19 protein-coding genes are annotated in these 20,643 nt (G+C 49.7%); 4 read left to right on the top strand and 15 right to left on the bottom strand.

What is annotated here, in order from left to right; all coding sequences use genetic code 11:
- Positions 1–64: 64 nt before the first annotated feature.
- The 4 genes from RDU59_00260 to RDU59_00245 are packed head-to-tail and all read left to right on the top strand — an operon-like array spanning position 65 to position 4,000.
- On the top strand, positions 65–1,123 hold the full coding sequence (locus RDU59_00260; GenBank protein MDQ7836916.1) for a 4Fe-4S dicluster domain-containing protein: 1,059 nt from the start codon (positions 65–67) through the stop codon (positions 1,121–1,123).
- Between the two features lie 2 nt (positions 1,124–1,125).
- Positions 1,126–1,953 carry an FAD/NAD(P)-binding protein gene (locus RDU59_00255; GenBank protein ID MDQ7836915.1) on the top strand — a complete coding sequence of 276 codons (828 nt, stop codon included), beginning with the start codon at positions 1,126–1,128 and terminating at the stop codon, positions 1,951–1,953.
- The gene (locus RDU59_00250; protein ID MDQ7836914.1) at positions 1,950–2,690 is read left to right on the top strand and encodes an NADH:ubiquinone oxidoreductase; all 741 of its coding nucleotides are present in this window, start codon (positions 1,950–1,952) and stop codon (positions 2,688–2,690) included. The genes RDU59_00255 and RDU59_00250 overlap by 4 nt, the downstream gene beginning before the upstream one ends.
- Entirely contained in the window at positions 2,687–4,000 is a 1,314-nt protein-coding gene (locus RDU59_00245) for a Ni/Fe hydrogenase subunit alpha (GenBank protein MDQ7836913.1), read from the top strand. Before RDU59_00250 ends, RDU59_00245 begins: the two co-directional genes overlap by 4 nt.
- A 193-nt stretch (positions 4,001–4,193) precedes the next feature.
- Here the strand turns inward: RDU59_00245 and RDU59_00240 are convergent, their stop codons facing one another.
- The 15 genes from RDU59_00240 to RDU59_00170 form a co-directional block, all read right to left on the bottom strand.
- On the bottom strand, positions 4,194–5,366 hold the full coding sequence (locus tag RDU59_00240; protein MDQ7836912.1) for an ABC transporter permease: 1,173 nt from the start codon (positions 5,364–5,366) through the stop codon (positions 4,194–4,196).
- Positions 5,367–5,435: 69 nt separating this feature from the next.
- A complete protein-coding gene (locus RDU59_00235) occupies positions 5,436–6,140 on the bottom strand; it encodes an ABC transporter ATP-binding protein (GenBank protein MDQ7836911.1) in 705 nt (234 codons plus the stop codon).
- Positions 6,141–6,148: 8 nt separating this feature from the next.
- Positions 6,149–7,330, bottom strand: coding sequence for an efflux RND transporter periplasmic adaptor subunit (locus tag RDU59_00230; GenBank protein ID MDQ7836910.1), 1,182 nt, complete (start codon positions 7,328–7,330; stop codon positions 6,149–6,151).
- 97 nt (positions 7,331–7,427) lie between these two features.
- Positions 7,428–8,786, bottom strand: a complete 1,359-nt coding sequence (locus RDU59_00225; GenBank protein MDQ7836909.1) for a TolC family protein — start codon at positions 8,784–8,786, stop codon at positions 7,428–7,430.
- A gap of 116 nt (positions 8,787–8,902) precedes the next feature.
- Positions 8,903–10,171 (bottom strand): pilus assembly PilX N-terminal domain-containing protein, encoded by a 1,269-nt coding sequence (locus RDU59_00220; protein MDQ7836908.1) that lies wholly within the window; start codon positions 10,169–10,171, stop codon positions 8,903–8,905.
- 26 nt (positions 10,172–10,197) lie between these two features.
- Positions 10,198–11,448: a pilus assembly PilX N-terminal domain-containing protein gene (locus RDU59_00215; protein MDQ7836907.1), complete on the bottom strand. Its 1,251-nt coding sequence runs from the start codon at positions 11,446–11,448 to the stop codon at positions 10,198–10,200.
- Between the two features lie 17 nt (positions 11,449–11,465).
- Positions 11,466–12,077, bottom strand: a complete 612-nt coding sequence (locus RDU59_00210) for a prepilin-type N-terminal cleavage/methylation domain-containing protein (GenBank protein ID MDQ7836906.1) — start codon at positions 12,075–12,077, stop codon at positions 11,466–11,468.
- Between the two features lie 128 nt (positions 12,078–12,205).
- Positions 12,206–12,592 (bottom strand): type IV pilus modification protein PilV, encoded by a 387-nt coding sequence (gene pilV, locus RDU59_00205; GenBank protein MDQ7836905.1) that lies wholly within the window; start codon positions 12,590–12,592, stop codon positions 12,206–12,208.
- A gap of 8 nt (positions 12,593–12,600) precedes the next feature.
- Positions 12,601–13,077: a GspH/FimT family pseudopilin gene (locus RDU59_00200; GenBank protein MDQ7836904.1), complete on the bottom strand. Its 477-nt coding sequence runs from the start codon at positions 13,075–13,077 to the stop codon at positions 12,601–12,603.
- Between the two features lie 140 nt (positions 13,078–13,217).
- Complete coding sequence (locus RDU59_00195) at positions 13,218–13,787, bottom strand: transposase (protein MDQ7836903.1); 570 nt, start codon at positions 13,785–13,787, stop codon at positions 13,218–13,220.
- 51 nt (positions 13,788–13,838) lie between these two features.
- On the bottom strand, positions 13,839–15,203 hold the full coding sequence (locus tag RDU59_00190) for a sigma-54 dependent transcriptional regulator (GenBank protein MDQ7836902.1): 1,365 nt from the start codon (positions 15,201–15,203) through the stop codon (positions 13,839–13,841).
- 170 nt (positions 15,204–15,373) lie between these two features.
- Entirely contained in the window at positions 15,374–16,948 is a 1,575-nt protein-coding gene (locus RDU59_00185; protein MDQ7836901.1) for an ATP-binding protein, read from the bottom strand.
- A 122-nt stretch (positions 16,949–17,070) separates the two neighbouring features.
- The gene (locus RDU59_00180; GenBank protein MDQ7836900.1) at positions 17,071–17,847 is read right to left on the bottom strand and encodes a prepilin peptidase; all 777 of its coding nucleotides are present in this window, start codon (positions 17,845–17,847) and stop codon (positions 17,071–17,073) included.
- A gap of 319 nt (positions 17,848–18,166) precedes the next feature.
- Positions 18,167–18,544 (bottom strand): prepilin-type N-terminal cleavage/methylation domain-containing protein, encoded by a 378-nt coding sequence (locus RDU59_00175; protein ID MDQ7836899.1) that lies wholly within the window; start codon positions 18,542–18,544, stop codon positions 18,167–18,169.
- A gap of 628 nt (positions 18,545–19,172) precedes the next feature.
- Positions 19,173–20,552, bottom strand: a complete 1,380-nt coding sequence (locus RDU59_00170; GenBank protein ID MDQ7836898.1) for a sigma-54 dependent transcriptional regulator — start codon at positions 20,550–20,552, stop codon at positions 19,173–19,175.
- Positions 20,553–20,643: the final 91 nt, after the last annotated feature.

Raw genomic sequence — 20,643 nt, 5'->3', positions numbered from 1 at the left:
TGCGTGCTCAGCGGTGAGAAGATTCAGGATCTTATAGCAGGGGAAAGGTCTAATAGGTGGCGATATGAGCCTGGCAATTATTGAGAAAGAAGGACTGCATTTGTTTGTGGCGGAGCTTTTGCGCCAGAAGAATACCGTGGTCGGCGTAAAGGACCAGTCGGCAGTTTCTTCCATACCCGGGGATAGCGGCTTTTACACTTATGCTCCGATTAATTCACCGGGGGAGATGACCCTTTCTTTTGATGTTACGCTTATCCCTCCCAAGAAATACCTCTTACCGGCCTATGAGCAGCTTTTGACCTTTAACCTGTCGCCGGGGTCAATCAAGGCGGATGCACCGAAAGAAGAGTTGATTATTTTTGGCGTACACCCGTATGACATTATAGCCATAAACCAGATGGATAAAGTGTTTTCCGCTGTTCCTCAGGATAATCACTACCTTGAACGTCGTAAGCGGACTACGATTATCGGCATCGATTCGGTTAAGGTGGCGCCCAGGGCCTTCTGGAGCAGCATGGGGGCTGATACTGTGGCGGGTGGTTTCGATTTGATGTTGACGGATATCGGGCAGTGTTATGTAGTGGACGTGGGCAGCAAGAAAGGGGCTTCGCTTCTCAAGATGGCCCCCCGGACCAGGGAAGCTGCGCCGGCTGAGGTGAAAGAAAGGGACAAGGTACGGGCGGAGGCGAGAAAACGTTGCGATGCCAACCGGTTGAGTTTTTCTTATCTTGAACTCCCTTCCCTTTTAGATGGCAATGAGGAACACGTTATCTGGGAGGAAAAGTCCCATCTTTGTTTTAGTTGCGGGACCTGTAATTTAGTATGTCCAACCTGCTACTGTTTTGATGTTCGGGACGATGTCTCCATAGACCTTAAAAAAGGCAGCCGCAATCGTACCTGGGATGGGTGTCTTTTGAGCGACTTTGCCCGGGTAGCGGGCGGCGGTAATTTCCGCGGCCATCGGGCCGACCGCTACCGCCACCGTTTTTATCGTAAGGGGCAGTTTATATACAGGCGTTTTGGCGATATTGCCTGTGTGGGGTGTGGACGTTGTTCCGCACAATGCCCGTCTGATATAGCCGATCCCGTAGCGGTCTTTAATCGTTTGAAGGAGGGTATCTAATCATGGGCGCACCATCTCCCTACCTGCCCGGTCTGGCCACCATTATGAAGATCGAAGAGCAGACGGCTATGGAAAAGCTGTTTGTAGTCCGTCCTAATGATGGGAAGCCTCTGGGGCATAAGCCGGGACAGTTCGTCGAGGTTTCTGTATTTGGTGTGGGTGAATGTCCTATTTCGGTCTCTTCGGCGCCCAACAAAAAAGCAGATTTTGAGATGTGTGTGCGCCGGGCCGGCAATGTTACCAACGCCTTGCATAACCTGAAAGTGGGAGATGTTATCGGCATACGCGGCCCTTATGGCACGCACTTCCCGGTTGAGGATCTCAAAGGTAAAGATCTTCTATTTGTGGCCGGGGGGCTGGGAATCGTGCCCTTGAGGTCCTTTATCAACTATGCCCTGGAAAGGCGAAAGGATTACGGCAGAATAATCGTACTCTTCGGGGCGCGAACACCGGCCGACCGTCTTTTCAAGGCAGAGATTGCCTCCCTGGCAAGGCGTCCGGACCTTGAATACCTGGAGACCGTGGATGTAGGCGATGCCTCCTGGAAGGGCAATGTGGGGGTCATTACCACCCTTTTCCCGAAGTTTACCATTGATCCTAAAAAGACGTATGCCATTATGGTTGGACCGCCGGTGATGTATCGCTTCGCCATAGCCGCGGCCAAGGCCAAGGGTCTGGCCGATGATCATATCATCGTTTCCCTTGAGAGGAAGATGAAGTGCGGTTTAGGCAAGTGCGGCCACTGTCAGATGGGTCCGGTTTATGTCTGTCAGGAGGGGCCGGTGTTTAACTTTGCGGCGATAAAGAATCTGGAGGAGGCCTTGTCATGAGCAAGCCAAGGGTGGCCATCTTTGATTTTGCCGGCTGCGAGGGCGATCAGTTGCAGATCGTTAACCTGGAAGAGGTCGTGCTGGATGTCTTGGGACAGGTGGAGATAGTCACCTGGCGTGAGGCCATGAAGGAGCAGAGCGACCATTATGACATTGCCCTGGTAGAAGGTTCTATCACCCGAAAGAGTGACGAAGAACGGATAAAAGCCATCCGGGAAAAGGCCGGGATACTGGTGGCCATAGGGGCCTGTGCTACTATCGGCGGGATTAATTGCATGAAGAATTTTCAGGATGAAAAATTCGTGCGGCGCTATGTCTATGGCGATAAGGCCCATTGGTATAATACTTATGCGGCCCGACCGGTTTCGGCAGTAGTTCCGGTAGATGCCAATGTCCACGGTTGCCCGATAAACCGTGAGGAGTTTGTCCAGGTACTCAAGGCCCTGTTGCAGGGCAAGAAGCCTTTTATCCCCAATTATCCGGTGTGTGTGGATTGTAAGAAGGCGGGGAATGTCTGTGTGCTTCTCAAGGGCCAGTTTTGTATGGGGCCGGTGACCAGGGCCGGCTGCGGGGCCTGTTGTATTACCGAGGGGGCCTATTGCTGGGGCTGCCGCGGCCTGGTAGATGACCCCAATATGGATGCTGCCCGCGAGCTGTTGGGGCGTTTTGGCATCTCTGCCGGTGAAGCACTTGGGCAAATAAGGCTTTACGATGGGTATCGGGAGGAGGCCAGATGAGCAAGTCTGCTAAACGGGAACTTCATATCCGGGTGGATCATTTAACGCGGGTGGAAGGGCATGGCAATATAGTAGTCAATGTCTCCAACGGCAAGATCGAGGATTGCCGCTGGGAGGTAGTGGAGGCCCCCCGGTTTTTCGAGGCCATGGTCAGAGGACGAAAATGGTATGAGATGCATCACATTACCTGCCGCATCTGCGGGATATGTTCCATCGGGCATACCTTAGCCTCGCTCCAGGCCACGGAAGCGGCCTTGGGTATTGAGGTCTCGGAGCAGACCGTGCTCCTTCGCAAGCTGGCTCTCCATGCGGAAAACCTGCAGAGCCATATTCTCCATGTGGGCTATCTTGTTTTGCCGGACCTGATGGGTGTGGGTAGCGTTGTACCACTGGCCGGATCTCATCCGGCTGAGTTGAAGACTGTTATTCGTATTCACCGCTTATCTAACGAGTTTAGTGATACGATTTGCGGCCGCACTACGCATCCGCAAAGGCTGGTTCCGGGTGGATTTGTCAAGTATCCAAAGGTGGATGAGTTAAAGAAACTGCGCCAGGGGCTTACAGAGGCGCTTTCTGATCTGAAAGAAGTAGCCCGGTTAGTCTGTTCATTGGCGGAACGCTTTCCGGCATTTAGCCGGGAAACAGAGTATATCGCCCTCAAGTCAAACCAGGAATATGCCATGTACCACGGCCAGGTCGGTTCAAGCGATGGAGGGACATGGGCGCCGGGCCAGTATAAAGAGGTAACTAACGAGTTTTGCGTTCCGCACTCCACGGCCAAATATACAAAACATAACCGCGATTCTTACATGGTGGGGGCCTTGGCCCGGTTCAATCTGAACTCCGACAGACTTACCCCGGAAGCCAGGGCCGTGGCCGGGCTCTTTAAACTTAAGCCGGTTTGTTATAACAGCTTCATGAATAACGTGGCCCAGATCGTGGAGTGTGTACATTCTGTAGAGGATTCCATAAACATTATAGATAGAGCCCTCGGCCGGGGTCTGGCGCTGGAGGATATTCCACCTATCAAGGTGTGCGCCGGCCGCGGGGTGTCTGCCGTGGAAGTCCCACGCGGGATACTCTTCCATGATTACCAGTACGATGACGCCGGGACATGTATCGGGGCCAATCTGATCATCCCAACCAACCAGAACCACAATAACATCTATCACGACCTGCAGGCCCTTTTACCTTCATTGCTGGGTAAGCCGGAGAAAGAGATAGAATTGGGGTTGGAGATGCTGGTTCGGGCCTATGACCCGTGTATTTCGTGTTCGGCACACTATCTTAAGGTGAAGTTTAAAAAATAGCCATCAGCTTTCAGCAATCAGCTATGAGCTTTCCAATTGCGGGTTCCGTGTTATGGGTTAAAAACCTTCCAACTTGTAACTCACAACCCGAGACCTTTCTCCCGACTCGCCGCTCATTATTTTTTGGAATCCTGACCCTGGCTTCTGGATTCTGACGGCTGATAGCTGAAAGCTGACCGCTGATGGCTAAAAGCTATTCATACCGCAAGGCATCGATCGGGTTGAGGCGGGCGGCCTTGCGGGCCGGATAGAACCCAAAGAAGATCCCGACCATCGCAGAAAACGCGAAAGCCAGGAGCAAAGCCTGCCATGAAATGAGCACTGGCCAGTCCGACATGGCAGCCATGATCTCAGCTCCGGTCAATCCGAGGATGACACCGATTACACCCCCGACAAGACTCAGAACCAGGGATTCAATCAGGAACTGGGTCAAGATATCGCTTTCCTGTGCCCCCACCGCCATACGAATACCGATTTCCCTGGTGCGTTCAGTCACTGACACCAGCATGATATTCATGATACCGATCCCACCGACTATGAGCGAAACCAGGGCGATAGAACCTAAGAGGAGCGACATAGTTTTGTATGCGGCCTGGGCTGCGGCCAGGATTTCAGAGAGATTGCGTACCGTGAAGTCCCGGTCGGCGCCTTTCTGAATCCGGTGGCGCTGTTCCAGAAGAGGGTTAATTTCCTCCTCGGCCTTGGCCATGAGTTCCGTATCCCTGGCTTGTACCATTATGACGCGTACTGTGCCCGGGATATGGGTCCCGAACAGTCTTTTCTGCGCGGTAGTGATGGGAACATAGATAGCATCGTCCTGGTCATCGCCACGAGGGGACTGCCCCTTGACTGCGAGTACCCCAATGACCTGCATAGGCATACCTTTGATCCGCACTATCTCGCCTATGGGATCGGCGCCACCGAAAAGATTGTTAACCACGGTCTGTCCAAGAAGAGCCACCTTTGCCGCTGCTTTTGTCTCTTGTCCCGTAAAAAAGCGGCCCGCTGTCAACGTCCAATCCCTGATTGCAAACATTGAAATTGTTGTCCCGGTGACCCCTGTACTCCAGTTCTGGTTGCCGTAAACGGCCTGGGCTACTCCACCCCAAACAGGCGCTACCCGGGCTACGCTCGGACAGTTCTGAACGATTGCCTCTGAGTCGGCCAGGGTTAAGGTTGAAACCGTGCCGGCCCCCATACGTACGCCGCCGGCGGTTGTCGTTCCCGGGATGACGATGAGCAAATTAGATCCTACGCTTTCAATCTGACGGGCAATCTGGGCGCTGGCGCCGGAACCGATGGCCACCATGATAACCACTGCCGCCACGCCGATAATAATGCCAAGCATGGTGAGCAGCGACCGCATTTTATTAGCCTTGAGGGCGTTCAAGGCAATTCTTAGACTGTTTGAAATGAACATGTTTGGTGTTAACAGTTAGTTCCCTATTCTGGGTTCATTTGCTTTATCTTCTATAATTTGTCCATCTCTGAATACTATATGCCTACGCGTAAAGGCAGCGATGTCCGGCTCATGGGTTACTATAATAACCGTAATTCCCTGTTCGCTGTTGAGGGTCTGAAAGATGGCCATTATTTCCAGGCTGGTCTTCGTATCCAAGTTGCCGGTCGGCTCATCAGCCAGGATAATGGATGGGCTATTGACGAGGGCTCGGGCGATTGCTACCCGCTGCTGCTGGCCGCCGGACAGCTGGTTGGAATGGTGGTGTTCGTGCCCGGAAAGGCCTACGATTTCCAGGGCCTCAAGGGATTTCGTGCGGCGTTCCTTTGCCGGAATGTGGCTGTAGATAAGGGGGAGTTCTACGTTTTCCAGCGCAGAGGTGCGACGCAGAAGGTTAAACCCCTGGAAGACAAAACCTATCCGGCGATTGCGAATGGTGGCCAGCTGTTTCGTGGAAAGGTTGCTGACGTCTTCCCCTTCCAGCAGGTATTGACCGCTTGTGGGCCGATCCAGGCACCCCAGTATATTCATGAAGGTTGATTTACCGGATCCCGAGTGCCCCATGATGGCCGTGAACTCTGCAGCGCCGATGGAAAGGGTGACATTGTCCAACGCCCTAACGGATATATCGCCTAGGCGATATATCTTGGTCAGGTTTCGGGTATCGATCAGCGGTGGCATACGTCTTTTTAGAAGGGCCTGAACTGCGGCGACTTGTTTGCTTCAGACTTTTTCCCCGTAGAAAGCGTTTCTGTTGCCAGGAGGTCACCTTCCGCGATGTTGCCCTTGAGGAGTTCTGCGTGTTGACTGTTTGCGATCCCAAGTTTGACGGCTACGAGCTCAAGACGGTTATCGGGATGTAATTTCCATACGAGAGGGCCTTTGGGAGTTTCCTGCGCGCCCTTCTTGCGTTCTCCTTCCGGTGGCGTGAACCGCAGCGCCGCAGTGGGGATTTTGATGACGTTTGATCGCTCGTCAATCAGGATGGAAACATTGGCGGTCATTCCCGGTCTCAGCTTAAGAGAGGAGTTGTCCACGCTGACTATGACATCATAGGTCACTACGTTCTGCACCACTTGAGCCGCATTGCGTACCTGTAGCACCTTTCCGATGAAGGTCTCGCTTGGATAAGCGTCAACGGTGAACGCCGCTCTCTGCCCAGGCTTCGTGACGCCGATATCGGCTTCATCGACGCTTGTATCCACCTGCATCTTAGTCAAATCCTTGGCAATGGTAAAGAGTACCGGCGCTTGAAAACTGGCAGCGACCGTCTGTCCCGCATCCACATTTCGTGACACCACGATGCCGTTTACAGGGGAGCGTATTGTCGTGTACCGCAAATTTGATTCCGCCAGGTTAAGGGCGGCCTTGGCCTGCGAAACAGCAGCTTCAGCGGCGCGAAAGAAGGCCGAGGCCGATTGGTAAGTGGTTTCAGCCGTATCCACATCGCTCTGGGCAATCAGGTCATTTTTTATTAATTCGCGATAACGCTCGAATGTTCTCTTGGCATCGGTAACCTGTGCCTGTTTCTGCTCCAGATTGGCGAGGGCGCTCTTATGGTTTGCCCGGGCCTTCTCCACCTCGGCTTGAAAAACGGCGGGATCGATCTGGGCAATAATTTGGCCTTTTTCTACTCGAGAGTTGAAGTCAACGTAGATTTTTTCGATAGTGCCGGAGACCTGGCTTCCAACCGACACCAGAACAACCGGATTCACTGTTCCGCTGGCCAGGACGGTAGATGCAATAGTTCCCCGTTCTACTTTTACTGTTTTGTATCCAACCGTATCTTTTTCGCCCTTCAAGGCATAGAAAACGACCCCGATGGCTATAAGAAAGATCAGTAGGGCTATATAAAATTGCTTTTTTTTCATCTGAAACACCTTCACCGCAAAGACGCAAAGAACGCGGAGAATAATTTTTTGTCTCTTTAATCCACTTTTCTCTGTGCCATGCTTCTGTCTCTGAACTCTATTTTCTGTCTCCCGTCTGCTGAACGCTGATCGCTGACTGCTGAGCGCTGAAAGTTAATCTCCCCACCGCCCTTAAGAGCGTTGCCACGGCTACCTTGTGGTCATAAAGCGCCTGGATATGATCGACATTTGCTTTTGTATATAGTATCTGGGCGTCCATAAACTCAATGGCTGATCCAAGCCCTGCTTTATAGCGGCCTTCAGCCAGATCCAGATTTTCCCGGGCCTGAATCACATTTTTTTCCGTAGTCTGTATCAATTCTTCAGCCTCTTTTGTGGCCCAAAAGGCCTGTTCAACTTCCAGACATACATTTTGTTCAAGGACTTCTTTTTCTGCCTGTAACTTTTGGAGTTGGGCACGCGCTTCGGCCACCTTGCCTTTTGTAGCAAAACCGGAAAAAATAGGAAAGGTTATAGTAGCCCCCAGGTTCCAGTTTTTGTCCTTAGGGTATTCATCCCCTTCGAGGTTGTAGGCGGCGTTACCGCTAAGGCTCGGATAATATTCTCCCAGGGCAGATTCTAAGGTTGCCTTCTGGGAATTGTATTGGGCATCCAGGGCCAGGGTGTCCGGGCGGCTTTTAAGGGCCTCCCCGGTGACGGCAGTAAGCTCTTCACGGAAAGGGACAAATTGCAGGTTATCTTCCACTGTATAAGCTATAGAAGTTCTGACCCCCATAGCATTATTCAGAGAGGCTTTGGCGACCTTAAGGGCGTTCTCAGCCTTGATTTTGTCCAGATGGCTATTGGCCAGGTCCACCTCAGCCTTCGTGACGTCGATTTTTGCCCTGGTGCCCACCCGGTAGAAGGCCTGGGCCTGTTTGAGGTGTTCTTCCCGCTGGCGTGTCGTTTCTTCAGCTACGGACAGCAACTTTCGTGACTTAAGCAGGTTATAGTAAGCCTGTTCAACGTTGAGAATAACCGCTTGTATAACATCCAGCGCCTCATATTCGCTCATAGTCAGATTCTGACGGCTGGCCTCTATCTTTCCACCCGTTCGGCCAAAATCATAAAATAGTTGAGTAAGGTTAACTCCCGACGAATAATTACTGGTGGTTCCGCCTGCCGACATAAAGCGGCCGGAAAATTCCGTATGTACACGGTCATAGGCGGAGTTCAGGCTTATCTGCGGCAGATAATCGGCCTTGGATTGGGTTACCCGGGCCTGGCCGACCTCAACCGAACTACGCGCCGCTTTTAGGGTGGGCTGGTTTTTTAGGGCGATTTCAATACATTGCGTTAAGGTTAAGACGTCTCCTTCTTTGAAGGGGGAGCCGTCCTCGGCATACACAGTCAATGGTAGGCAAAATGCAAGAAAGATTACAGGCCAGAGAATAGTAAGAATTTTTTCCCGGAACATGATCTGGAATGATACTAGGAATTAAGTCAATTGGCAAGGAGAAGAAAATTGATGTCGTAGATTCGCCGAAGGAGAAAAAGAAGCCCTGCCAAGTACTTGGCAGGGCTTCCAGGTTTTTATTCCCGGACTTCTCTCCACGAGACTATAGAGATGTCATCGGAGGCGAACTTATCTTTCAGCGCTGTATCAAAGAAAAATTGACCGGAATTTTTTATGTCCACGGTGTTGGCCCAGATTAAACCATATACTGCCGAACTATTTTTCATGTCAACCGGGGCATAGGGGGCATAGACTGTGCCCTTGAAAGCACTGCCGTGTTTAAAGTCTATCTTATCCGTTGAATTAGAGTAGATGGTGAAGTCCGGCGGCATTCCGGTGATATTGACAGCCGATCCGTTTTTGGCATCCAGACCTCCGGTTAAATAGATGTTGACCGGTCCGGCTGTCGCATCGATATTCAGTGTGGCGCCATTGTGAAGAGTGATATCGGTTACATAGTAATCAGCACCCCCTGCCTTCCCATACAATATCATGGTGTCGCCGTTGCCCAGATTGATGGTATTACCGGTTATTCCACCCCAGACATTATCATTGCTGCCGCTGCTGACAGTCGAAAACGTGGTGGCCAGGTCGCCGCCTATAGCGCCTAGTGGGTCAGGATTGACCCGGTCCACATCTACTCCTTCCACGCCGGTGACTGTGGGGCCGGGACTGCCGCCATGCTCTTCATAAACCGCATCGTTTCCAGATTCGTCTTCTCCCAGAGCTATATCCCCATCGACAATTGTACCATTGTGAGTTATTACATGCTCATTAGAGCCGATGTCCGCCTCACCGGTGGAGTCGGCCGGCGTCGGATTCGGAGTCACGCGGGAGTCGTAGCTGTACGCTGCTCCTGAGTTTTTCATGTCTATTTCGTCATCCCCAAATATGCCATAGTTGAGTAAGGTATCACGCTTTATGACTACCTCGATGGCGCTGCTCGTATTATTTGCGGCGTGGCCCGTAGCCTGAAAGCTGTAGTTACTGGTGCTTCCCACCTGTGTGAGGGTGGTGATCGGATCGAACGAGAAGCCGGATGGCGCCGTATAGTTCACGGCTATTGAACTTCCGGTAAGAGAAAGAGTTTCTGCGGCGAGGCCGTTTTCGATGTTCTTGATTGCGTATTGGATACCAGCCTCGGCATCATAAAACGCCTGTTTACTCAACTTATAATTCCCGCCGATCTTGATATCTGTGCTACTTATCACGATAGCCGTAGTTCCCAGGACAGTGAGAACCATCAAGAAAAGGAGCGCTGTAATTAGTACGATTCCTCTTTCATCTCTACAAAAGGCTCCGAGTAGTTTTACTGTGTGAGGTTTTTGTATTATAGCTATTTGCATTTTTATCCCCTCGCCGGAAAGGTTTTTTACCTAACTTCTCTCCAGGATAATATGGAGACATTATCGGAGAGGTACTTATCTTTTAATGCTGTGTCGAAGTAGAATTCTCCCGTGTTTTTTATGTCTGAAGTATTGGCCCAGATAAGGCCGTATACATCCGAACTGTTTTTCATCTCAACCGGGGCATATGGAGCATAAACCGTACCTTTGAAGGTACCTCCATGCCTAAATACAATACTATCCGTCGAATTGGAGTAAATGGTGAAGTCAGGTGGCGCTCCGGTGATGTTGATAGCCGATCCGTTTTTGGCATCTAACCCTCCGGCTAAATAGATATTGACCGGTCCGGCTGTCGCATCGATGTTCAGCGTTGCTCCATTGTTAAGGTTGATATCAGTTACGTAGTAATTTGCGCCTCCTGCCTTCCCATACAATATCATAGTATTGCCGGTGCCCAGATTGATGGTATCACCGGTTATTCCACCCCAGGCATTATCATTGCTGCCGCTGCTGACGGTTGAAAATGTTGATGCCAGGTCGCCACTGACGGCGCCCAATGGATCCGGGTCCACCCGATCAACATCCACGCCGGCAGTGCCGGTGATTATGGGAACGCCATTCGGGATATAAACCCCTTCGTTGCCAATTTCGTCATTTCCCAGCGCCACATCACCATCAACATAAGTACTCATGTACGTCTGGACTGCAACATTAGAGCCGACATCCCCCTCACCGGTGGAGTCAGATGGCTGTGGGTTGGGAGTTGTATGCGAGTTATAACTATAAACGCAACCAGATGCCTTCAGATCGACTAAGTCGTCCCCAAAAACGCCATAATTAAAGACTGGATCCTGTTTTATGACCACTTCAATAGTAGCCTTGGCGCTACTTGCAGAGTGTCCGGTAGCCCGAAAGCTATAGTTATTATTGCTTCCTACCTGTGTGAGATTGGTGATCGGATCAAAAGAGAAGCCGGATGGCGCCGTATAGTTCACGGCTATTGAACTTCCGGTAAGAGAAAGAGTTTCTGCGGCGAGGCCGTTTTCGATATTTTTGATTGCGTATTGGATACCAGCCTCGGCATCATAAAGTGCCTGTTTAGTTAACTTATAATTACCGCCGATCTTGATATCTGTACTACTTATCACGATAGCGGTGGTTGCCAGGATAGTGAGAACCATTAAAAAAAGGAGCGCTGTAATCAGGGCAATTCCTTTTTCATTTTTATATAACATCCCACTGTGCCGGAATTTCTTGGACTTTAGTCTTTGGACCATATCTCCCACCCCCTTAATTAATAGGCCAGGTTTCTTGGAGTTATCAGAGAAGTCAAAGTACAGGTCCTGTACCCGCCATTGGTAGTATAATCAGGGTCTGGATTGGCAGTCCTGGCGGTTATAGTGAGCTCTATCTGGCGGATATCGGCCAGTACGGCAGTAGTATTGCCAGCGCTATCATAATAGGCAAAGGTGAGCGCTTGAATATTCTCCGCAACGGGTTGGTTGCCGCCGCCGGTATCACGTCCGATTTTTTGTATGCCGCTGGAAGTATAAAGTGAGTAGGTGATATTTTCGTTGGCATCGGCCGTGTCCCCATCGGGATCACCTGTGCCTGCATCATCAGTAATATCTTGGGTAAAATTGATAGAACCAGAGGCGGCGCTTACAATGCCCGCATTGGCAGAGCCACTCGGGTCACATCCTGCCGTTCTTATCTCACGGGTCATGATATCCATAGCCGCCCGTGCGTTTTGCTGCATCTCAGCAACCTGTTCCTGGACGCTGTAGGATTTATTTTGCATGATAAATAGACTGGACACGGCAGCCAGAACCATCCCGCTGATGGCGATGGCAATAAGGAGCTCCACCAGGGAGAAACCGGGCGTTTTATTCTGATCCCTTTTCATCTGAAAATCCCCCTGTATCCCCCTTTTCCAAAGGGGAACTTCACGGATTCCCCCCTTTAGTAAAGGGGGGTGAGGGGGGATTGTTTTCATTGTTTCTTGTATCTCTTTGAGACCTGAATGTTTCATTTTTATTCCGCCAGGATAGTTTTCAGATCGACCGAATGGGCATCTGCGTCCCAGGAAACCGTAACGGTCACCGTTTTCATCCCTGTAGCAGGGGAGTCCGTAGCTACACTTGCAACTCTCTTGTAGGCACTGTAACCTGTGATACTGCCGTAGTTCTCGCTAGTTGAAAATACACTGGCATAACCCTGCCCTTGAATATCTTCCAGTTTTTCCTGGGCCAGGGTCGTAGCCGTGGTCATTTCGTTGCTGAAAGCATTACCGTTTATCACTGTTGAGGCCAAAGTTGCTAAGCCCAACAATCCTATGGCCAGTACCAGCATGGCAACGAGGACCTCGATCAATGTAAAACCTTTTTTATTCTGTAGGTTGCACACCATAGGAATATCCATTTCTTCCCTCAATTTATTCTCACCCGTCCGGCGCTGCTAATGGTAATACTATACGACCCACTGGTATTGCTCAGAGTTATAGTAGCTAGATTGCTGGCTGTGCCGTTTGGTTGGAATATCGGGTCATTGTTTGAGTTAAAGGTGACATCGTGATAATCCGTCTGAATGTCTTTTGTCTGTGTTGCCTCACCGGTATCAGCCGTGCCATTATTATCATCATCGTCTAATATCATGTAGCGATGGTTATCTAAAAAAAACACCTTGAGTTCATTATTTTGACTGACGGCCTGCATCCTTGCGGCTACCAAATCTCCCAGGACCTGTCTGGCCGCTCCGTTCAACCGATATTTCGGCATCTGTGCGATAATGTTGGGGACGGCTATGGCTGCCATGATGGCCATCAAAGCCACCACCATCATCAATTCCGTCAGAGTAAATCCACGGTGATTCCCCGGCAGGTTCATTCTGTACTTCCTCTTGGGCACTTTAATCCTCCTGAATGTACTTGCTAGCAAGAAGCGTGCCTACTGTTTCTTATCGGCACCGTATGTTATAACTTAAAGAAATTGTTGAAAAAATAGCAGATGCTGTGAAACGTAAAGGGGAAAATGATCATAAAAAAATTTTACATATTTAAAAGATTTGCATGTTGTTTTATGTTTTCCGGATTATCTTCATCCTCTGCCCAACGGGTGGGGTTGTTAGTAATGTATTCACGGATACGATTCAAGTCTTCTTCATTGCGGATGATATGTTCGTAATAATTGCGTTGCCAGAGAGCTCGTCCTGTGCGTTCAAGAAGACGATTTATATTGATTGTAGCAATTGATTTAAACGTTCGCATAACATCCCCCAAGGTAGGGGCGCTGCTTGCTGCGCCCCTATTGGGCAGGGCAAGCCCTGCCCCTACGAGAAGGATTATTCCGTGCATATGATTGGGCATAACCACAAATTCATCCAATTCAATAAACGGGAAACGATCCGTCAAACCAATCCATGTCTTTATCGTCATTCGTCCGGCCTCGTTCAACCGCATTTCTCCATCCGCTACGTCACCAAACAAACATTCCCTGTTCTGCGTACATACAGTTACAAAATAGCCCCCGGCCTGCCTATAATCGTAGTCTTTCAGACGAATGGAACGTCGGCGGTGTATTTCAGGGTTATATTTATTCCGCGTACCCCGACCCTCCAATTCTTGTAAATCTTTTATTCAAATTCTAGCATTGAGGGGTGATTCAACGAATCACCCTATCTTATATTCTTTCATTTTATAAAGCAGGGCCGGAAGGCTTACCTCTAGTATATGAGCAGCTTGCGTTCGGTTTCCTTTAGTTTGTTCCAGGGCGCGCTTGATCAATGCCCGTTCCACGGACTTGGTGGCCTTTTTGATGGATGTTACGCCTTCCAGGATTTCGTCGGGAAAGGTATCACGGCCCTTTTGTATAGAGGACGGGAAGTATTCCAACCCCATTATTTTGCTCTCTGTGAGCACCATGGCCCGTTCCACTACATTTTCCAATTCGCGCACATTGCCCCGCCATTCGTATTCCATGAGGCGATGCATGGCTTCCGGGGAAATTCCTTCAACATTGGTGCCCAGACGGCTATTGTACTTCTGGATAAAATGGACGACCAGTAAGGAAATATCTTCCCGCCTTTCCCGTAGCGGCGGCACGTGGATGGAAAGGACGTTAAGACGATAGAAAAGGTCATCCCGGAAGGTATTTTTTTCTATCTCCCTGGCCAGATCCCTGGCGGTGGCGGCAATAATCCGGACATCGACCTTTGTAGCCCGTGTGTCTCCGAGAGGGCGTATCTCTTCGTCTTGCAGGGCACGGAGTAGTTTGACCTGGAGGGACATGGGCAGCTCGCCCACCTCGTCCAGGAAAAGTGTCCCGCCATGGGCTTCTTCAAACAGGCCTTTTTTGGCCCGGTAGGCATCCGTAAAAGCGCCTTTTACATGCCCAAATAGCTCGCTTTCCAGGAGAGTTTCCGGTATGCCGCCACAGTTTATGGTAACAAGCGGTTTCCCACGCCGCACACTATTATAGTGTATGGCCTTGGCAATTAACTCTTTTCCAGTACCGCTTTCACCGAGTATGAGGACGGTTGTCTTGTAATCGGCAATCTTTTTGACCATATCAAATATCTGAAGCATAGCCGCAGACTTGGCTACGATGTTACTGAAAGAATAACTTCTCTCTACTTCTTCCTTAAGACGGATATTTTCCCGCCTGAGTCGGGCACGCTCCTCCGCCTTTTTCAGGGTCAGGATGATTTCATTAGGCTTAAAGGGCTTGTCTATATAGTCATAAGCGCCGATTTTAATGGCTTCAATAGCCGTATCTACACTCCCGTAAGCCGACATGACTATAACTGTAGTGTCAAAATTTCGAGCCCCAACCTCCCTTAAAAAGGATAGGCCGTCCATGCCTGACATGCAGATATCACATAAGACCTGGTCATAGCACTGTTCTTCCAGTTTTTTAAGGCCGGAAACCGCGTCCGGACACGTATCCACCGCATAGCCTTCTTTTTTAAGGATGGCTGTCAACACGTGCCGCATGTTTTCTTCATCATCTATGACCAGAATACGATTTTTAGACATATCGTAGCTCTCAACTATCAGCGTTCAGTTATCAGCATTTATAATGTAATTACTTAGGTTGTCAGGTTCACGGTTGGCTACTTTGCGCTTTTCATATCAATCTTCATCGCTCTCTAATCTTGAACCGTGAACCTTGGAACTTTGGACCTGGGTAGCTACTTTATAATTTACTATTCACCGTTTATAGCTGATGGCTGACTGCTGATTGCTGAATGCCTCCATTCTTTTAGGATAAGGCTGAATTTTGTGCCCTTGCCTATGGCGCTTTCTACGGTTATCTTTCCGCCAAACGATTCCATAATACGCAAAGAGATCGCCAGACCCAGACCTGTGCCTTCTCCCGGTAGTTTTGTGGTGAAGAAGGGATCAAAGACCCTGGGCAGGTCTTCCGGTTTGATCCCGGTCCCGCTGTCTTCTATATCAATCACTACATATCTCTGTTGTTCGTCATTTTCGGCTATTTCCTTTAGCCCTGATTTGATGCGCAGGTCTCCGCCGATAGGCATGGCGGCGGCAGCGTTGGCCAGGATATTGATAACGACCTGTTTTAACTGCTGGGCGTTGGCCCGGGCGAGTGGCAGGTCTGGCTGTAGGTCAGTCTGGATACCGATATAACGCATGGTTTTCTGATGTGAAAGGAGGGAAAGACTGCCTTCGATAACTTCGTTAACAGACACTCCTTCGATCTTTTGGGGGGAGGGACGGGAGAAATCGAGCAGGTCGCGTATGATACCATTTATGCGCTGCAACTCCGAGGCGATACGGGCGAGAAAATCACGTTCCTCTTCCTCACTGACCGCACGTTGTAATAAAAGCTCAACGTAACCTATGATGGCGGCCAATGGATTACCGATTTCATGGGCCACTCCGGCGGCTAACCGGCCTACCGAGGCCAGTTTTTCAGAACGGATTACCTCTTCCTGTACCTTATTAAGCTCACGATTGGCATTTTCCAGGGAGGCAATGTATTCCTTTATCTCTTTTTTTTGTTCACCTAGACGTTTATCCATACGGGCAAAGGCGTGGTAAAGTTTTCCGATTTCATTTTGTTGTTCGGAATGTATAAAAGGGCCAGGGTCTCCACTGCCGATGGTATCCACAAGGGAGGTCAGACGTCTTATGGGCCGGACGACATCCCTGGAGATAAGAAGATAGCCGAAAAGGAAAAGGAGCACGGCATCAAGAACAATGTAAAAGAAGGTCAGCTTGTAGATCTGCGCTATCTCCTGCCGCAGGTCACTGAGCAGACTTTTGGCATATATAACACCCCACCGGCGGCCGTCCTTGAAAATGGGGAACACGGCGGCAAGGCGCAGGTCTCTCCTGAAAAAGGAGAAATTGTCTGCCCCGGTAAGGTTACAAACCGGTCTCTCAGCCGAGGCCTGAAGCTTTGCTTCGGCGGATAAGGGGGGCAAATTTATGGCTTCAAATGCCGCTTCTGAGACGATCACCCCGTCGCTTCTTACCAGGGCTATGTAGTCAAAACTGGATGGGCTGAGATAAGAACTGAGCAGGGACTGGACATCACCCGGTCCGTTTTCCCGTATGTCTGAATCTCTCGATAGCTGGTTGATTACGTTGGCAAGGTTCTGGACCAGAATGGCTGCGCTGTCTATCTTTTGCCGGGCGATGCTCCGTTCGGCCATCTTTACGGAAACAACGGCCACCAGGAACATCCCGGTTAGCAAGAGAAACACAAAGGTAAGGGCGATTTTGGTGCGGATACTTAGGCCGTATTTTTTCATAAACTTATTAGTTCCCCGCAGAGCATGCTGAGAATGCAGAGAGAAAGTACTCCTATATCCCTTTCAGATTGTGTCCCATCTTTGCGCTTCTCTGCGTTCTCCGCGGTAAATCTTTCTGTTATTTATGCAAGGAGGAGACCCAGATACCATTGGGTTACCGCTTTTCCCCAGAAGAGATAAAGAATGGCCCCAATGGATAAAAAAGGTCCGAACGGGATGGCCATCGTGGTGTCCTTACCTGTTTTGAGCATGGCTATAATACCTACCCCTGAGCCGAGGAGTGCGCTTACCAGGATGGTGAACGGCAGGGCCTGCCACCCCAGAAAGGCGCCGATCATGGCCAGAAGCTTAATATCCCCTCCCCCCATGCCTTCCCTTTTGGCCAGCATGAGATAGCCAAGGGCGATCAGGTAAAGAATGCCACCTCCCAGAATTATTCCGATGAGTGAATCCCTATAAGTAATATTCGGCAGAATGAGGGAAGAGATAAAGCCGGCTATGATGCCGGGATAAGTAATAACATCGGGGATGATCTGGTGGTCGAAATCGACGAAGATGATGGCGACGAGGGCGGAGATAAAAATGAAATAGAATAGGCAGGCCCAAGATACGCCATATCGAAAGAAAATGGCCAGGTAGAGCAATCCGGTTACAAGTTCTACAAGCGGATAGCGGAGGGAGATGCGCGATTGGCAGTGGCGGCATTGCCCACGCAGTAAAATGTAACTTAGAACCGGGATGTTGTCATACCACCGGATACCGGCGCCACAGCTTGGACAGGCAGAGCCGGGCCTTACAATTGATCTGCCCGGCGGCAGGCGGTAGATGAGGACATTCAGAAAACTACCCACGCAAAGGCCGAGGGTCAGAGCAAATATTATCGCGATGTATTGGTCCATAGGCTTTGATTGATCTTATCGGCCAACGCGCTTCGATCTGTAAGCTAATTGGGAACAATGAAATGGTAAAGTCATAGCGGACACCTCGAAAGGCATGTTATAGGAACGAAACTTTTGGAGGTGAAACATGACAATAAAGAAAAAGAGCTATTCAAAACAATTTAAAATTGATGCCGTTAAACTGCAGTGTGGAGCGAATTATTCCACAAAATAAAAAGGGCTGTCCGGTAAGACAGCCCTTTTTTCAATGACGCCTCTTGCCTTAAGTGAAAGTTTTCAAGAACGTCCCCAATCTTCGCGACGTCCCCAATCTTCGCGCTTAAGGCGCTGCTGGCGTTAATACGCCATCCTGGGTAATTGTAGCCGTGTTAGTAGTAAGACCCCACCCTGCAGTCCCGGTCACCGTTATGGTGTAATTATCAATAGTAGTGAAAGCAACAGTGGGGGTAACGCCGGCAGATGCGGTATAGCCTGCAGCTTGCAGATTTGCAACGGTCATAGCCGCTAAATTAGGGTCATCGGCAATCAATGCTGCAGAAGCAGTAAAGGCATTCTTTGCATCGCTATTTAACGTCGCGACATAGCCTCTTTTTCTATACTCGTTAAACTGCGGTATCGCGATGGCGGCCAGGATGCCGATGATGGCCACGACGATCATGAGTTCGATAAGCGTAAAACCTTTTTGATTTCTCTTCATTCTTATCTTTGTTAACATTTTTTGCCTCCTTGTTCTTACTTAACTTAGATTTGATGATTTCGTAAAAGATTCTTTTCACCGCTGAGCACGCAGAGTCCGCAGAGAAAAACTGTAAACTATTCAATATATTATCTCAGCGTTCTCAGCGATCTCTGCGGTAAAATTTTACTTTTCGTTCACCTCCCTTTCGTTGTTTAGAATTAAATTTTGGCTTTCAGCTATATCCCCCCTCACCCTGACCCTCTCCCGCTAGGGGAGAAGGGATTTACGAGGTATATAGCTCCTTATCGGTCTTTATATGATTTCTTTAATTTTTTTTTGCTTTTTATAGTAGCAATAGTAATGCCAATCTTGGCTATGGCCAAGATATAGGCCTTAATAAATTAATGGCACAATATATTGTGGATTATTAGCCCCGATAGCGCCCTAATGATTGCGAGGATTAGCTGAAAGTGACAAATTTCGTCACTGGTTTGACAAATGTTGGCAGGAAAGAGTTGCTGGCCGCAGATAAACGCAGATTTCCAATATCTTGGGGTTCTTCGGGCTTTTTGTGGATTAGAGTCGATTTTAACTTCAAAAGTAGTTTCTGCGAACATCGGCGAAAATCCGCGGCCTTATTGATTTTTTACAGGCCGTATTTGCTCAGGCGATGCCGGAAGGAGCGGAAGCTGATGCCCAAGAGGCCGGCGGCCTTCTGCTTGGCGCCCCGGCTGATTTCAAGGGCCTTAAGGAGGATATCTCTTTCTGTCCTGGCTATGTATTTCTCGAGGTCGAAGCCATCCGACGGGATGGTCACAGCTGGTGTGCCGATCTTCGCTCCTTTGCCGTTGTTTATATTTATAAACGATAGGTCTTCCGCCTGAATAGTGCTGGAGGAGGCGAGAGCCACGCTTCTTTCGATAATGTTTTCGAGTTCACGTACATTTCCCGGAAAGTCATATTGCATCAGTATTTTTAAGGCTGCGGGCGATATTTTATCCACCTGCTTCTGCGTCTCATCTACATATTTTTTGAGGAAGTGCCGGGCCAAGAGCGGTATATCTTCCTTCCTTTCCCTGAGGGGCGGGACCCTTATCTGGATGACATTAAGCCGGTAAAAGAGGTCTTCGCGAAAATTTCCCGCCGCCACTTCCTGTTCCAGGTCTTTGTTCGTGGCCGATATTATGCGGATGTCCACAGCAATATCTTCCGTCCCTCCCACCGGCCTGAATACCCTTTCCTGGAGTATGCGAAGGAGTTTTACCTGGAGGGCCGGAGAAAGTTCGGCTATCTCATCTAAAAATATTGTCCCGCCATCGGCAGAGGCGAAGAGGCCTTTTTGTTCAGTAACGGCCCCGGTAAAGGCGCCTTTTTTGTGGCCAAAGAGCTCGCTCTCGATAAGCGTCTCCGGTATGCCGCCGCAATTGATGGCCACAAAGTTCTCTTTACTGCGTGGACTTTCGACATGGATAGCCCGGGCTACCAGCTCTTTGCCGGTTCCGCTTTCTCCATAAATCAGGACGTTACTCCGGGTCTGGGCGACCTTTCTGATCAGTTCATATACCTTCAGCATGGCCGGAGAGCTGCCTACCAGTTTTTCGTAGCGGTGATGTTTCCTTAATTCCTCCTTGAGGCGGTCATTTTCTTGTCGAAGCTGCCTTTTTTCCAGGGCCTTCTGGATGATTAACTTTATTTCTTCAACGTTAAACGGCTTGGGGATGTAGTCATAAGCCCCCTGCTTCATGGCCGTAACGGCTGTTTCCGTGGTGGCATAAGCGGAGATCATAATCACTATCGTCTCCGGGCTTATTTCTTTGACCTTTTTCAGGACCTCAATCCCATCCATGCCCGGCATGCGGATATCGGTGATAACCAGGTCGTAAAAGTTTTTTTGGATGAGAGAGACGGCCTCCCGGCCATTTGGGACGCACTCGGCCTGATAGCCTTCGCTATCCAGCATGAGCTTGAAGAACTCACGCATGCTCAGTTCGTCATCGACTACCATTATCCGGGCGCAGGGTCTCATAAAAAGATACTTTCACCGCAAAGACGCAAAGAACGCAGAGAACGCAGAGAAAACATGTTGTATCAGTTTAGTTCTTTGCAAAAGTATTCTT

Source organism: Thermodesulfobacteriota bacterium, from assembly GCA_031082315.1.
Lineage (GTDB): Bacteria > Desulfobacterota > QYQD01 > QYQD01 > QYQD01 > QYQD01.
The sequence above is the reverse complement of the archived record's forward strand: the minus strand, read 5'-3'. Positions and strand labels throughout refer to the sequence as shown.